Here is a 15,117-nt window from a genome sequence, read left to right as displayed (position 1 = left end):
CTTGCTCAAGGTCGGCAGGACCGCTGAAGCCCTGCCGGCCCCATCCGTACGCCGATATTACCAGGAGTCCCGCATGCCCTTTAGCAAGACTCGCACCCGTATCACCCGGACGCTCGCCGCCGTTGCCTCGGTGGCGGCACTTGCCCTCATCCTGCTACCCGCGCAGGCGGCCGCCGGACTGAACATCGTGGCCACCACCTCCAGCCTAGGAGCCCTGGCCCGCGAGATCGGTGGTGACGAGGCCGAGGTCCGTGTGCTCGCGCCGCCGGACCGCGATGCACATTACCTTGACGCCCGCCCCAGCTTCATGGCCGCCCTGCGCCGGGCCGACATGCTGCTGGAGATCGGGGCCGGCCTCGAGGAAGGCTGGCTGCCCGCCGCCCAGCGCGGCGCCAACAACCGCGCAATCAACTCGGGGCAGCCGGGCCACTTCCGCGCGGCCGACAAGGTCGAACTGCGCCGTTCCATCACCATGGACGGGCCGAACATGGGCCACGTGCACGAGGAGGGCAATCCGCATTTCAATGCCGACCCCCTGCGCATGGCCGAGATCGGGCTCGCGCTGGCCGAGCGCATGAGCGAGCTGCACCCGGATCACGCCGAAGCGTTCATGCAGCGCGCAGAGGCAGCCGCCGACCGCCTGCGCGAACACGCCGATAAGCTGGCCGAGCGTGTGGAGCCAGACCAGCGCATCGTGGTCTACCACGAGGACCTCGACTATCTGGAAGAGTGGCTGCCGGTCGAAATCGTCGGCTATCTGGAACCGGCGCCGGGGATTCCGCCCACCGCGCGCCATCTGCGCAGTCTCGTGGATGATCTCGAAGGCACCGAGGGCACTGTCCTGTACGCCGAGTTCCAGCCACCTCGCGGCGCCGAATTCCTGGAACGGAACCTGGGCTGGCCGACGCACGCCGTACCGCTGGATCCGCCGGCGGACTCCGGCCTCGATGGCTACCTCGAACTGATGAGCACCTGGGCGCAGGCCCTGCCCCAGCGCTGAAGACAGCAGAAGCCGCTGTCACGACGGACCCGGAAAGCCGCTTTCCGGGTCCGTTATCATTGGCCACCGCCCCATTCTCACGAACCTGCATGCCACCCGAGCCAGTCCCGCCCATCCTGCATACCCAGTCGGCCCTCCTGGGGTTCGACCGTCCGGTAATCGGGCCTTTGTCCCTGGAGATCCCGGCAGGTGCCCGCTGGGCCCTGACCGGACCCAACGGGGTGGGCAAATCGCTACTGCTGAAAGCCATCACCGGACAGGCCCGCGTTCACGGCGGGCGTTTTGAACTCGCCCCGCGTACGCACCCCAGCCTGCTGGCTCAGGACCACGCCCGCCCGCAGCCCTGGCCCCTGTCCGGGCACGACTGGCTTCGCGCGATGGGGGCCAGCGTGCCCGAACATGAGGGCGTTCGGGCCCTGCTGGATCGGCGGCTGGACCGCCTGAGCGGCGGCCAGTGGCAACTCCTGCGTCTGGCCGCCGTGCTGACCAGCCGAGGCGAAGACTCGTCGGCGCAGCGGTTGATCCTGCTGGATGAACCCGCCAACCATCTGGATGCCGAGGTCCGTGCCGACGCGGTGGAACTGATCAAGGCGGTCCCGGCCGAGACGACCCTGCTGATCACCAGCCACGACGATGACTTCCTGCAGGCGCTCGGCCTGGAGAAACACCCACTTGCGGAGTACCTGGATGCCGGGTGACCTGCTGCTGACACCCTTCATTGCCGGCGTGCTCGTCACCATGGTGCTGGCGCTCGCCGGGGCCGGTCTGTTCCTGCGCGGCTCGGTCTGGCAGGCGCTGGCCCTGGGGCAATGGGCGGCCGTGGGCGGGGTACTCGCCTCGGTCTTGCACTGGCCGGTGCTGCCCGTGGCGCTGCTGCTGGGTGGCGGGATCATGGTGCTGCTGCAGCGCAGCCGGGATCGGGAACGCCTGCCGCTGGCCGTTTTCCTGGCCGGCCTGGCGGCGGTCACGCTACTGGCCGCCAACTTTGCTCAGGCCAGCCTGGCGGCCGCTGCCTGGGCTGAAGGCCAGCTTTACTTTGCCGGTCCCAACGAGCTCTGGGCAGCGATCGGTCTGGGCCTACTGACCGTCCTGATGGTCCCGGTGCTGCTCCGCGTCTGGCTGCATGCCCAGATCGCACCGGATGTGCCGGCGGCCAGCAGGCCGGCGGTCTGGCAGCATCTCGGCGAAATCGTCTGGCTGGTCGCCGCTATCGTGCTGGGGAGTATGGTCCTGGGGCTTCCTGCTGCCCTGGCCACCCTGCTACTGCCGGCCTGGGGTGCGGCCTGGCTGGCACGCAACCTCACCGGGCTCGTGCTCTGGACGCAGGGCATCGCACTGACCGGTTTCCTGGTCGCCTGGACCATCAGCCTGCCGCTGGATCAGCCCTTCGCACCGGTGCTGGTCCTGGTCAACGTCATGCTCGCGCTCGGCGCCCGCCTCGCCGCCATGCTGCGCTGACCCGACCCGACGCGTTCCACCCCACCGCAAGCAACGACTGACGCCATGACATCCAACACCGCCCACTCGTCATCCACCAGTGCGAATGGCACTTCGCCGATTTTCCAGGCCATCGAGAAGGCGCAGGGCGACCAGCCCTGGGGCAGCTTTCTTGATGCCGGGACGGGTCGCAAGTCCATCGAGTGGATCAGCCGCCTGGACACCGAGCGCTGGACGGCGGTAACGGCCTCCCAGGAAATGGCGCGCACGACCCGCAAGGCGGCGGGCGCGGCGCGGCGCCGGCAGGACCGCATCCTGGTCGGCAACTGGATGTCGGATCAGCTTCTGTTCGGTGAACGCTTTGACACGGTGCTGCTGGACTACTTTATCGGGGCCATCGAAGGTTTCGCGCCCTACTGGCAGGACCGCGCCCTGCACCGGTTGCGGCCCCACGTGGGCGACCGACTGTATCTGGTGGGCGTCGAACCCTACGTATTGGTGGAACCGAAAGATGAAGCCGGCGCGCTCGTGAGGGAGATCGGACGCCTGCGTGACGCCTGCCTGTTGATTGCGGGCAACCGGCCCTATCGCGAATACCCATCATCCTGGGTCATGCGCCAGCTTGGAATCGCGGGATTCCGGGTTCTGGATGTCCGCTATTTCCCAATCCACTATCGCGAACGGTTCGTCAACGGCCAGCTCGACCTGTGCCTGCGGCAACTGCCGCATCTCAGCGATGAGGGTCTGGCCAAGGCCATGCACCACCAGATCGAGGCCCTGCGTGAACACGCCCTGCCTTTGGCCCGCAGCCGGGAGGGGCTGAAACACGGCTCAGACTACCTGATCGTGGCCGAACCGATGGCCGACCGGCATCGCGGCCTGCACGACCCGCCGCAGCCTCATCAGACCCTCCCGAACCCGGAGTAGCCTCAAGCCGATACCGGTTCACCAAACGGCACACAGCATTACTGACCGAGCATGTTGACACCAATACACATTTGCGTATGATTCTCATTTAGATGCGCAGCCCGGACAGCTGTGTGTCGCCAAGACGAAAGGCGGCTTTCTGCCTTTGGTCTCTCCAACCTCCGTAAGCGTTGCCGCCGGATGAGCAATCCGGCGGCTTTTTTATGCATTGTCACTACCGCCAGGCGTGCCAGTACGCAACGGGCCGATGTCTTCAGCGATGGCCGGTCGCCCTTCGTTCTACACGGGCGACCGCGTCATGCGAATGCAGACTCTCGCGATGGCGAACGTGGATGCGATAGCCGCGGGCGGAGTACTCCGGGCGCAGGGTGCTGTCCAGGCGCCGTACGGCGTCTTCGCAGAACATCAGGTTACGGCCGTTGGCGAGCGCGAAGGCCTTCTCGTCGACACGCTTCACCGCCGTTTGCAGGGCTGTGCCCAGCGTCTGTTCCACACCATCGATCAGATCGGGCAGGGGCAGCGTCGATATCAGCGGATCCAGACCGACCGTAACGGTTGCCTCGCTGCGCTGGCTGTGGGGGGTCGCGACAATCCCCTCGGCCCGGCCCAGCCATTCGCGCACGGTTGCCGCATCCACGGCCGAGCGTGTGAAGTCGCGGTCGAACTGCTCCTGGATCGCCTGCCGCGCCAGGGCGGCGGAGCACGGACAGGTGGAGGAATAGCCCACCTGAACCTCCAGCTCCAGGGACACCGCCCCGGACTCGCTGCGTGCAGCGATCCGGAACGGGTAGCGCTTCCAGCCCGCAGCCGCACTGACCAGGGCCGGCCGTTCCAGCGGCAGCTCACCGGCAAGCCGGACCTCGGCCACGCTGGACAGGCCATCGTGCGAAGCCAGAAAGGCCTCGAGCACACCACACAGCCGCGCGACATCCAGCTCGCAGGACTCCAGCTGCCGCAGGGCCCCGTACAGCCGCGACATATGGATGCCGCGCGCGCCCGGGTCGTCGAGGCTCACCCCCGCGCTGGCCCGGGCGGTCACCGGCTGGCCGGTCAGATACAGCGGAAGGGTGATGTCTTCCATACCAACCCAGTCGAGCGCGGAGCCGTGCGTAGCGGCCGAAGCGGCAATATCCGGTAGCGGATCGGTCGCGGAGGTTTCCGTATCCGGCGAGGCCGGAGACACACAGGTAGAGGACATAAGACACCTTTTTGCAAGCGGGTCGACCCCATCACAGGCCGGTGACCGACCCGTGTTGTCGGGGCTCAATCGAAACGTTATGGTATAACATCCTGATCGCAACCGACGGAACCCCATGACCCGCGACGAACTGCTGGCCATGCCTGCCGAGGAATACATGAACGAGGCCCAGCTCGGGTACTTCCGCGAGCGACTCCTCGAAATGCGCAACGAGATCCTGGACGACATCGAGGGCGCCCGAGATGGGCTCCTCGACAACGAGCGCACCCCGGACGAACTGGACCGCGCTGCAATGGAGGAGTCCCGGCTCCTCTCCATGCGGGTACAGGAACGCGAGGGACGCCTGCTGCGAAAGATCGACCAGGCCCTGGATCGTATTCAGACCGGCGAGTACGGCTACTGCGAAGTGAGCGGTGAACCCATCGGCCTGCCCCGCCTGCTGGCGCGTCCCACGGCCAGCCTCTGCATCGAAGTCAAGGAACGCCAGGAAAAGACCGAGCACGTAATCGTTCGCTGAGGCCGCATCCCCATTCGACTCGGGCGCACTCCAGCGGCCCGAGCATTCCCCCTGGAGGTAGCAATGAAACGTCTTCCCGTCACCGTCCTGTCCGGCTTTCTCGGCGCCGGCAAGACCACGCTGCTGAACAACATCCTGCACAACCAGTCGGGGTTGCGCGTCGCGGTCATCGTCAACGACATGAGCGAGATCAACATCGACAGCGCCCTGGTGCTCGGCGGCCAGGATGCCGTCACCCGCACCGATGCCCGCATGGTCGAGATGACCAACGGCTGCATCTGCTGCACGCTGCGGGACGACCTGCTGGTGGAGGTGCGCCGCCTCGCCGAATCCGGGCAGTACGACTACCTGGTCATCGAATCCACCGGCATTTCGGAGCCCATGCCCGTTGCCGCCACCTTCGCCTTCCGCGACGAGAACGGGCAGTCCCTGGATGATGTGGCCCGCCTCGACACCATGGTGACCGTCGTCGATGCCGGCGCCCTGCTGAAGGACTATGCCTCCACCGACTATCTCGGGGATCGTGGTGAATCACTGGGCGAGGAGGACGAGCGCACCGTCGTTGACCTCCTGGTGGATCAAATGGAGTTTGCGGATGTCATCGTCGTCAACAAGGTGGACCGCGCGACGCCCGATGAACTCGCGACCGTCCGCGGCGTGGTCCGCGGCCTGAACCGCGAAGCGCATGTGATCGAGGCTACCCATGGCAACGTTCCCCTCGAATTTCTGCTGGGGACCGGTCGCTTCGACTTCGACCGCGCATCGCAGGCCGCTGGCTGGGCGCAGGAGATGATGGGCGGCCACACGCCGGAAACCGAGGAATACGGGATCTCCAGCATCGTGTACCGGGTGAATCGGCCGTTCCATCCGGCCCGTTTCTTCGCCCTGCTGCACCAGGAATGGCCCGGCGTGATTCGCAGCAAGGGCTGGTTCTGGCTGGCCTCGCGCCCGGACTGGGCCGGCACACTGTCACAGGCCGGCGGCGCGCTGACGCATCACGCCGCCGGCTTCTGGTGGGCCGCTGTACCGCCGGAGAAACGCCCCACTGACGAGGACTGGTGGGACACTGCCATCGCGCCGGTGTGGGACGAACGTTTCGGCGATCGCCGCCAGGAGATCGTACTCATCGGTATCAACATGGACGCGGACGCCATGCGCCAGCGTCTCGATGCCTGCCTGCTCACCGACGACGAAATGGCGGCGGGCCCGCAGCAATGGCAGCACTTCGAGGACCCGTTCCCGGTCTGGCGTCTTGCGGATGAAGCCGATAACGCGACATCACCCGAAGAGTCCCGGACCGGAGAGGTGTCATCCGCATGAGTCCGAAAAACCAATCCGCACATCGCCCCGGGCCCTCCAGTCGTCATCGCTTCGTCGACCAGTCCAGGGAGCTCCTGGGCATCCACCGTGAAGAGGTCAATGCACTGATCTGGAGACGACCACTGGACCCGGCCCTGTCGACTCAGTCGGAAGCCCTGGCCAGTACCGAGCCGGGTATGCTGCTGGATACCCGCTGCCGTCCCGACCAGGTACGGCTCCGGCTCCTGGAAGCCACCGGACAGCCCCCGTTCCAGGTCCATCTGCTGGGCCGGGACATTGAGCATCTCGCCCGTGCATTCGCCATCGTTGCGAGCGTGGTCAGCATCAGGATTCAGCTTGAAGTCCTCGATCATCAGCCCTGCCGTCTGTTCCATGTGGACAACAATGTCCTTCGCATGTTGTGCACCTATTTCGGGCCCGGGACCGAGTACGCGGACGAGCGACACCTGAACCGCGAACGACTGCAACAGAACGACAACGAGGGCGTGCTAGGCGGGCGCCCCCCGTTAACCACCGAAGCCGGACAGGCCATCCTGATGAAGGGCAAACGCTACGCGTCGGAAAATGGGCGCGGCGCGGTGCATCGATCGCCACCCGTTCCCGCGGGTCAGCGCCGCCTCGCGCTCCGTCTGGACTATCCATAGTGTTTGTCTCCGGTATCGCGCGGGACCTGCCCCACTGAAAGCGGCAAGCGGTAACCTCCCGGGCGCGAGGGACCCGAGCCGCAGCATCTCCTCCCTTGGCAGCCCAAGAGGCGGATCTGAACTTTTCACAAAAACCCGGAAAGCCACTTGACCCCTGCGTCGTCTTTCGTCAACCTTCAATTGCGAACGCTTCTCATTTAATTCAGGAGGTCTCGAATGTTCACCCTGGATGCCTGGCTGGAACGCACCCACCCTTCGCTGCGGATCGTCGACAGCGCCTCACGCCGCGTCATCGCCCAGTGGCAGGGAGACGATCTGCACCACCTGTTCGAATCCGGCACGATCGCGCCGGAAGAATGCTGCGGACCACGCTCCCGGGAATCCGAACATGAAACGATTCGCGAGCTCATGCTGGAAGCATGTCTGGAAGGGCTTACCGTCTGCCGGCGCAATCGGCCGCGCATCTCACAGTGCGCAGCTTCGGCGACGTCTCAGTGCCCGCTCGAACAGCTCGCGACCAGTGAAGCACCACACCAACCCGACGGCCGGCCCCGAAACCTCCAGCTGATTGGCTCGACCCGAAGCGTTCCGGTCCGCCACAAGACCCATGATGTTGCGCAACGACCATCGTTGCGCTTAGCGTTCCGGAAATGCCCTTCCCCCTACTGACCCGGTGAACCGCGCCGAACGCATCTTTCATCTGCACCGTCTGCTGCAGGCGCGGCGCCCCCCGTCGCTGGCGGACCTGATGGAGCGGCTCGAGGTCTCGCGCGCCACCATCAAGCGCGACATCGAGTACATGCGCGATTTCATGCAGGCGCCGATCGAATACGACCCACAGGCCAACGGCTACCGATATGGGCAGGACGCCCCGGCCTTCGAGCTGCCCGGGCTGTGGTTCAACGAGTCCGAACTGCTGGCACTTCTGACCATGGAGCAACTGCTGGAGGACGTGCAGCCGGGTCTGCTGGCACCCACGCTGGGCCCGCTGAAGGACCGCATTCGCGAATTGCTTGCCAGCGGCGGGCACCAGCCGGACGCCGTGCGTCGTCGCATCCGTATCCAGCCACTGGCACAGCGGGGTGGGCGGAGCGAGGGTTTTCAGGCCGTGGCCGCTGCCACACTGGACGAGCAGCCGATCGCGATCGAGTACCACGGTCGCGCCCGCGACACCGCGACCCAGCGCGTCGTGCATCCACAGCGCCTGCTTTATTACCGCGACAACTGGTACCTGATCGCCTGGTGCGAGCAGGCACAGGATCTGCGCACCTTTGCGCTGGAGCGCATCCGCTCGGCAACCCTGGCCGAGGGCACCTATCGCGACATCGACGAGGCCACTCTGGACGCCCATACCGGCTCGGCCTTCGGCATCTTCACCGGCCCGGCGCGGGAATGGGCCGAGCTGCGCTTCACCCCGGAGCACGCCCGCTGGGTGGCCGACGAGACCTGGCACCCGGACCAGATCGGCGAATACGAGGGCGAGGCCTACCGCCTGCGCATCCCCTACGCAGACCCCACCGAGCTGATCCAGGAAATCCTGCGCCACGGAGCCGGCGTCGAGGTGCTTGCGCCCGAGAGCCTGCGTACGCGCGTCGCCGAAGCCCTCAGGGAAGCGGCCCGCCAGTACCCGTAACGCTCTGCGCTTGGCGATCCGCGAACCCGACGCTTCCCTCGGGATCACAAAATCCGCATACACCCCTGATCCACACAGGCGTTCTGTGAACTTTGGTCGAGACGGCAACGTCTCGCGCCTCCTAGCATTCGCCATGTACGTGGACAGCGTCTAAAAAACGACCAAGGGATTCAGGAGTGTGGCGCGCATATCATTCATGGAAAAGGCGTTATGGCCGCTACCGGCTTTACCGGGTGCACCGCAGGGAGGCGACAAAGCTGCTGCGGCCAATCGAGCGACAAAAGGGGCGCCTGCCCCGCTCCATCCGCCGCCAGGCGCGAGAATACGCAACCGAAGTGCTCGGCTGGAACGGCTATGCCGACTGGCTTCAGGTGTACGCGGCCGTGGCCGGAGAATTTCGCGAGGGCTGGATTCCCGGCAACTACTACAGTCAGGTGGTATTGCCGACCATCAACCGCAAGGCGGGTCAGATCTCCAGCATCCGCTCGCTCTCGCGGCATCTCTTTCGCAGCCCGCACTTTCCCGATCGCGCCCACGTGATGAACGGTCGGCTGATGTCTCCATCTTTTCGACCGATCCCGGACGATGCCTGGGAGCACACGCTGTTCCGCCATTCCAGTCGTGTCGTGTTCAAGCCTGACGGCGGCCGCGAAAGCAGCGGGGTGATGTTGCTGGACGCCCGTTCACTGGACCGCGAACGCCTGCGCAAGCTGCCCGACGGCACCCTGCAGGAGTTCGTGGTCCAGCATGAACTGTTCGACCGCATTGCCCCCGGGTTTGTGACCACGCTGCGCATCACCACCGTCCTGCATCCCGATGGCCAGGCTCGCGCCCGCGCCGCGTTCCTGCGAACGGGCATCGACCCGAACCAGCACGCTCCGCAGGCGGCCGATTTCTGTATTCCACTGAATCGTGCGACCGGGGAGCTGGAGGAACTGTACGTCCCCGTCTCGGTCGAGACCGGACGCCTGGGCGCCTTCGGCTATCTCCCTGACTGGACCGAGACAGAGCGCCACCCCGTATCCGGCATCATGTTCGCGGGTCTCGAGACCCCCGCCTTCCGCGAGGCCGTCTCGGTCGTCGAAAAACTCCACAACCGGATCCCCCATGTCGGCTGCATCGGCTGGGATGTGGCCATCAGCCGCCAGGGCGAGGTTCGCCTGCTCGAGTGGAATGCACGATTGCCGGCCATCACTTTCGCCGAAGCCGCCATGGGCCCCTGTTTCACCGGCCTCGGCTGGGAACACCTCTGGCGCCCGCCGGAACAGCGCCCCGTACCCGCAACCCCTCCCCTGCAAGACCCACCCGGCAACAAGGTCAAGGCCCCCATTACTGCCAAGACCCGGCCCAAACCCGCCTGAGCGAGAACGCCCTCAGGTCCGGTGGCTCATTCTGTGAGCCACCCCCGGTGCTACAACGGACCCAGACCCAGACAACAACGGAGTCCGAGATGCCCAACAAGACCCAGCAGGCCCGCCCGATCCCCACCCTGCGCGGCTACTACGCCAAACGCGGTCGCTACAACGCGACCGCGACCACCGAGGAGCTGCTACAGACCATCCCACTGGCCGGTTTCCGCCACCACCACGCCCCGAAGCTGTGGAACGCCCTGAAGCGCGGCCAGGCCCTGACCCTGCGCCGGGAACGGCTGAACCCGCATGACGAGAAGGCCGTCGCCATCGACTGGGTGGACCACCAGCTCGGCTACCTGCCACGGGACCGCAACGGCCTGGCCGCCGAACTGCTGGACCGCGACGAGCCCCTGGTCGCCCGCATCCTCGAAAAACGCGATCACGCCGACCGCCACAGTCGCCTGGAACTCGGCCTGTACCGCGCCCGCCCCCGGAGCGCCCCCGCGCACTAGAGGGCGCTCTTGGCCGGGGTGGTTCTATCCCACCCAGATGGTCTTGGCGTTCTGGAATTCGCGGATGCCGAGTTCGGAGAGCTCGCGCCCGTAGCCCGAGTCCTTGACCCCGCCGAAGGGCAGGCGCGGGTCGCTCTTGACGATGCCGTTGACGAAGGCACAGCCGCATTCCAGACGCCGCGCCAGGGCCTCGCCACGTACGGGATCGGCGGTCCAGACACTGCCGCCCAGACCGAAACGCGAGCGGTTGGCGAGCGTGATCGCGTGATCCGCGTTGCGGGCACGGGTCACCGCGGCCACCGGGCCGAAGGTCTCCTCGTCGAATGCAGGCATGCCCGGTTCAACCGCGTCCAGCAGCGTGGGCGGGTAGAAGTAGCCCGCCCGCTCCAGCGGCTCGCCGCCGCTCACGAGCCGCGCGCCAGCGGCGACACTGCGCCTGACCTGGTCGTGCAGTTCGTCGCGCAGATCGTCGCGCGCCAGGGGCCCGATATTCGTGTCGTCGCTCATCGGGTCGCCGATTACCAGCGCCTCGATGGCCGCCCGGAATCGCTCGACAAAGGCGTCCGCAATCGATTCCTCGACGATGAAGCGCTTGGCGGCGATGCAGGTCTCGCCGTTGTTCTGAAAACGCCCGCGCACCGCCTGCTCGACGGTGTGGTCGAGATCGGCGTCCGCCAGCACGACGAAGGCATCCGAGCCGCCCAGCTCCAGCACCGAGGTCTTGAGCGCCTTGCCGGCAGCCGCGCCCACCGCGCGCCCGGCCCTTTCCGATCCCGTCAGGCTCACGCCCTGCACGCGGGTATCGGCAATAATGCCCTCTACCGCGTCCGACCCGACCGGCAGGTTCTGGAACACGCCCTCGGGCAGGCCCGCCTCGGTGAACACACGTTCCAGGTGCTCGGCACAGCCCGGGACATTGGAGGCGTGCTTGAGCAGCACGGTGTTCCCGGCAAGGGTCGCCGGGAGCGCCTGGCGAAAGGCCTGCCAGTAGGGGAAGTTCCAGGGCATGACCAGCAGAACGGTACCCAGTGGCTGCCAGGCGATGAACGAACGGCTCGCGTCGGAGGCGATCATCGTGTCCTGGAGAAAGTCCGGACCGCGGTCGGCGTAGTAATCGCAGGCATTCGCACACTTGTCGACCTCGGCACGCGCCTCGACCAGGCGCTTGCCCATCTCCTGCGTGGCAGTGCGCGCCAGCGCCTCGCGCTGATCACGCAGCACGGCAGCCAGATCGCGCAGGCACTGGGCGCGTACCGAAGCCGGATGCCCCGCCCAGTCCTGCTGAGCGCTGGCCGCCCGCGCCAGCGCGGCCTCCAGGGCCTCCGGGCCCATGCGCGGGTAACGGGCCAGGGTTTCGCCAGTGGCGGGATTGATCGCGGTCAGGTCGGTCATGTCGAGGCCTCTGAAGTATAAAGGGCGCTTGCGGAACCCGGTTTGAAGATTGACAGTCACCCGAGTATAAGACCACCCCCACTGGCTTTCGGAAGGACCTTGGGACCATGTCGATTGATTCGATTCGCTCTGTCTGCCTGCTCGGCGGCACCGGCTTTGTCGGCCATCAGATCATCCGCCGCCTGATCGATCGCGGTATCCGCGTGCGTGTCCTGTCGCGCCGCCCGCACCGCCACCGTGACCTGCTGGTGAACCCCGAGGTCGATCTGATCGAGGGCAGCGCGCACGACCCGGCCACGCTGGAGCGCGTCTTTGCTGGGCAGGATGCGGTGATCAACCTGGTCGGCATCCTGAACGAGCGCGGGCGCAACGGCTCGGGCTTTCGTGCCGCGCATGTGGAACTGACGCAGAAGGCCCTGGCGGCCGCCGAGAGCTGCGGGGTGCGCCGCTTTTTGCAGATGAGCGCGCTGAAGGCCGACATGGAGAATCCGCCCAGCCACTACCTGCGCACCAAGGGCGAGGCGGAACAGCTGGTATTCGCCTGCGACGCGTTCCCGGTCACGGTCTTTCGTCCGTCGGTGATCTTCGGGCGCGACGACTCCTTCCTGAACCGCTTCGCCACGCTGCTGAAGATCTCGCCGCTCATGCCGCTGGCACGGGCCGATGCGAAGTTCGCGCCCGTCTACGTGGGTGATGTCGCCGAGCATTTCGTCGAGGCCCTGGAGGATCCGGAGACCTTCGGCGAGGGCTTTGAACTGTGCGGCCCGCAGACCTACACCCTGGAAGAGTTGGTGCGCTATGTCGGCCGCCAGATCGGCCATCGTCGCCCGGTCGTGGCGCTACCCGACTGGGCCGGGAAGCTGCAGGCCAGCGTGTTCGAATTCGTGCCCGGCAAGCCGCTGTCGCGCGACAACTTCGCCTCGCTGACCATCGACAGCGTCTGCGAAGGCGACTCCCGCCTGCCCTGCCCGACGCGCCTCGAGGCGATCGCCCCGGAATACCTCGGTGGCGGCATCGAGGCGCGCAAGCAGGCCCTGCGCACCCATACGCGCGAGGTCGACCGCGGCTAGCGGCCGCGCGGGCGCCATGCAGACCTATCTCGTCGGGGGCGCGGTGCGCGACCGGCTGCTGGGGCGCCCGGTGCATGAACGCGACTACGTGGTGGTGGGCTCCACGCCCGAGGCCATGGAGGCCGCCGGCTTCCGCCCGGTGGGGCGCGATTTCCCGGTCTTCCTGCACCCCGAGACGCACGAGGAATATGCGCTGGCGCGCACCGAGCGCAAGACCGCGCGCGGCTACCACGGCTTCCAGTTCAATGCCTCGCCCGAGGTCACACTGGAGGCCGATCTCGAACGGCGTGACCTGACCATCAACGCGATGGCAGAGGACAACGACGGCCACCTGATCGACCCCTACAACGGCCAGGCCGACCTTGAGGCGCGCCTGCTGCGCCATGTCTCGCCCGCCTTCGCCGAGGACCCGGTGCGGCTGCTGCGCGTGGCCCGCTTTGCCGCGCAGCTGGAGCCGTGGGGCTTTCGGGTCGCCGATGACACGCGGGAACTGATGCGCGAGCTGGTCACCTCCGGCGAGGTCGATGCGCTGGTACCGGAGCGCGTCTGGGCCGAGTGCGAAAAGGCCCTGAAGAGCCCGGCCCCGCGCCGCTTCATCGAGGTACTGCGCGAGGCCGGGGCGCTGGCCCGCCTGTTCCCCGAGATCGAATGCCTGTTCGGCGTCCCGCAGCCGGCGCGCTACCACCCGGAGATCGATACCGGCGTGCATACCCTGATGGTGCTGGACCAGGCCACCCGCCTGTCCGACTCCCCGGAGGTCCGCTTCGCCGCGCTGGTCCACGACCTCGGCAAGGGCAACACCGACCCCGAGATTCTGCCCAGCCACCACGGCCACGAGGAGCGCGGGGTTGTACTGATCCGCGCGCTGGCCGCGCGCCTGCGCATCCCCAACCGCTACCGCGACCTGGCCGTGCGGGTCTCGCGCTACCACGGGCTGGTGCACCGGGTCTTCGACCTGCGCCCGAAGACGGTGATGAAACTGGTAGACGGGCTCGATGCCCTGCGCCGGCCGGAGAACGTCGAGCCTTTCCTGCTCGCGGTGGAGGCGGATTTTCGCGGCCGCACCGGCTGGCAGGACAAGCCCTATCCCCAGGCCGATGCGGTGCGCCGCGCCGTGGCGGCCGCGCAGGGGGTCGACGTCCAGACCCTGATGGCCGAGGGGCACAAGGGCAAGGCCCTCGGCGAGGCCCTGGAGCGCGAACGTATCCAGGCAGTCGAGGATGCCCTGCGCGTCGACCCGACCTCGTAGGAGGCCAGGCCTCTGGCCGAATCGGGCCTGATCAACATCCCATCGGCCAGAGGGCTGGCCTCCTACAACTTGCCTGGACGAGCGTGCGAACGTACTCTTTCGCCGCTATTGACGTACTCGAGGACTCCGCGATGGATTTCGCCCTGGCCCGGATGAACATGGTTGAACAGCAGGTCCGTCCCTGGGACGTGCTGGACATGCGTGTACTGGACGTGATGGAAACGCTCCCGCGCGAACGCTTCATGCCGGACGCCTACAAGGCCCTGGCGTACGCCGACTCCGAGATCCCGCTCGGCCATGGCTCGCATACCTTGCCGCCGGTGGTGATCGGCCGCCTGCTGCAGGCCGCCGCCGCACAGCCAACCGAGACGGTGCTGGAGATCGGTACCGGCTCCGGCTATGTCACCGCCTGCCTGGCGCGCCTGGCCGCGCACGTCGACTCCATCGAGCGCATCGACGAGCTGCGTCTGAATGCGCGCAATACGCTGGTCGACCTGGGGCTGGAGAACGCCAGCCTGCGCACCGCCACCGTGACCCCCGAGTGGGCACCGCCGCGCGAGCGCTACGACGTGATCGTGCTGACCGGCGCGATGACCGAATACAACGACTTCCTCGAACGCTACCTGACCCTGGGTGGCCGGCTGTTCGTGATCACCGGTGACGGCCCGATCATGCAGGCCAACCTGATCACCCGCACCACCGAGGACAGCGTCCGCCACGACGTCCTGTTCGAGACCCGTGTGGAGCCGCTGGTCGGTTTCGAACCGAAGCCCGCGTTCGAATTCTGACGTCCCACCCCCGGCCACCCGCCCGCCGGGGTCTCCATCGCAGAAACACGGATCCGCGTGCACATTGCCCGGCGTTTC

General features: G+C 66.7%; 16 protein-coding genes. 14 read left to right on the top strand and 2 right to left on the bottom strand.

Translation table 11 applies throughout. The features are described from left to right. The first annotated feature begins 73 nt into the window (after positions 1–73). The 4 genes from F579_RS0109935 (at position 74) to F579_RS0109920 (ending at position 3,364) form a co-directional block, all read left to right on the top strand. Entirely contained in the window at positions 74–1,000 is a 927-nt protein-coding gene (locus F579_RS0109935) for a metal ABC transporter substrate-binding protein (protein WP_019023353.1), read from the top strand. A gap of 89 nt (positions 1,001–1,089) precedes the next feature. After that, complete coding sequence (locus tag F579_RS0109930) at positions 1,090–1,698, top strand: ATP-binding cassette domain-containing protein (RefSeq protein WP_019023354.1); 609 nt, start codon at positions 1,090–1,092, stop codon at positions 1,696–1,698. After that, entirely contained in the window at positions 1,688–2,458 is a 771-nt protein-coding gene (locus F579_RS0109925; protein WP_019023355.1) for a metal ABC transporter permease, read from the top strand. Before F579_RS0109930 ends, F579_RS0109925 begins: the two co-directional genes overlap by 11 nt. Positions 2,459–2,503: 45 nt before the next feature. After that, positions 2,504–3,364, top strand: coding sequence for a class I SAM-dependent methyltransferase (locus F579_RS0109920; protein ID WP_019023356.1), 861 nt, complete (start codon positions 2,504–2,506; stop codon positions 3,362–3,364). Positions 3,365–3,617: 253 nt separating this feature from the next. Here F579_RS0109920 and folE2 read toward each other — a convergent pair whose 3' ends face one another. Beyond that, entirely contained in the window at positions 3,618–4,562 is a 945-nt protein-coding gene (gene folE2 / locus F579_RS0109915; protein WP_081616920.1) for a GTP cyclohydrolase FolE2, read from the bottom strand. A gap of 115 nt (positions 4,563–4,677) precedes the next feature. On the opposite strand from folE2, the gene dksA reads away from it, so the two are divergent. From dksA to F579_RS0109880, 7 genes are all read left to right on the top strand, one after another. Continuing rightward, positions 4,678–5,079 carry an RNA polymerase-binding protein DksA gene (gene dksA, locus F579_RS0109910; RefSeq protein WP_019023358.1) on the top strand — a complete coding sequence of 134 codons (402 nt, stop codon included), beginning with the start codon at positions 4,678–4,680 and terminating at the stop codon, positions 5,077–5,079. Between the two features lie 63 nt (positions 5,080–5,142). Continuing rightward, a complete protein-coding gene (gene zigA / locus F579_RS0109905) occupies positions 5,143–6,399 on the top strand; it encodes a zinc metallochaperone GTPase ZigA (RefSeq protein WP_019023359.1) in 1,257 nt (418 codons plus the stop codon). Then, complete coding sequence (locus tag F579_RS0109900; protein WP_019023360.1) at positions 6,396–7,043, top strand: DUF1826 domain-containing protein; 648 nt, start codon at positions 6,396–6,398, stop codon at positions 7,041–7,043. Before zigA ends, F579_RS0109900 begins: the two co-directional genes overlap by 4 nt. A 216-nt stretch (positions 7,044–7,259) precedes the next feature. Then, positions 7,260–7,712, top strand: a complete 453-nt coding sequence (locus F579_RS15290) for a hypothetical protein (RefSeq protein WP_155984983.1) — start codon at positions 7,260–7,262, stop codon at positions 7,710–7,712. Between the two features lie 4 nt (positions 7,713–7,716). Beyond that, positions 7,717–8,676: a YafY family protein gene (locus tag F579_RS0109890; RefSeq protein ID WP_019023362.1), complete on the top strand. Its 960-nt coding sequence runs from the start codon at positions 7,717–7,719 to the stop codon at positions 8,674–8,676. Between the two features lie 233 nt (positions 8,677–8,909). Next, on the top strand, positions 8,910–10,037 hold the full coding sequence (locus tag F579_RS0109885; RefSeq protein ID WP_019023363.1) for a sugar-transfer associated ATP-grasp domain-containing protein: 1,128 nt from the start codon (positions 8,910–8,912) through the stop codon (positions 10,035–10,037). A gap of 89 nt (positions 10,038–10,126) precedes the next feature. Further along, positions 10,127–10,540, top strand: coding sequence for an HIRAN domain-containing protein (locus F579_RS0109880; RefSeq protein WP_019023364.1), 414 nt, complete (start codon positions 10,127–10,129; stop codon positions 10,538–10,540). A gap of 24 nt (positions 10,541–10,564) precedes the next feature. On the opposite strand, the gene F579_RS0109875 is transcribed toward F579_RS0109880, so the two are convergent. Continuing rightward, the gene (locus tag F579_RS0109875) at positions 10,565–11,932 is read right to left on the bottom strand and encodes an NAD-dependent succinate-semialdehyde dehydrogenase (protein WP_019023365.1); all 1,368 of its coding nucleotides are present in this window, start codon (positions 11,930–11,932) and stop codon (positions 10,565–10,567) included. A gap of 107 nt (positions 11,933–12,039) precedes the next feature. On the opposite strand from F579_RS0109875, the gene F579_RS0109870 reads away from it, so the two are divergent. From F579_RS0109870 to F579_RS0109860, 3 genes are all read left to right on the top strand, one after another. Beyond that, positions 12,040–13,002, top strand: a complete 963-nt coding sequence (locus F579_RS0109870; RefSeq protein ID WP_019023366.1) for a complex I NDUFA9 subunit family protein — start codon at positions 12,040–12,042, stop codon at positions 13,000–13,002. 16 nt (positions 13,003–13,018) lie between these two features. Continuing rightward, positions 13,019–14,251: a multifunctional CCA addition/repair protein gene (locus tag F579_RS0109865; RefSeq protein WP_019023367.1), complete on the top strand. Its 1,233-nt coding sequence runs from the start codon at positions 13,019–13,021 to the stop codon at positions 14,249–14,251. 131 nt (positions 14,252–14,382) lie between these two features. Beyond that, positions 14,383–15,039 carry a protein-L-isoaspartate O-methyltransferase gene (locus tag F579_RS0109860; protein WP_019023368.1) on the top strand — a complete coding sequence of 219 codons (657 nt, stop codon included), beginning with the start codon at positions 14,383–14,385 and terminating at the stop codon, positions 15,037–15,039. The last annotated feature ends 78 nt before the right edge of the window (positions 15,040–15,117 follow it).

The organism is Thioalkalivibrio sp. ALJ21, assembly GCF_000378605.1.
Lineage (GTDB): Bacteria > Pseudomonadota > Gammaproteobacteria > Ectothiorhodospirales > Ectothiorhodospiraceae > Thioalkalivibrio.
Note: the sequence above shows the minus strand (reverse complement) of the source record. Positions and strands in the feature narration are given on the sequence as shown.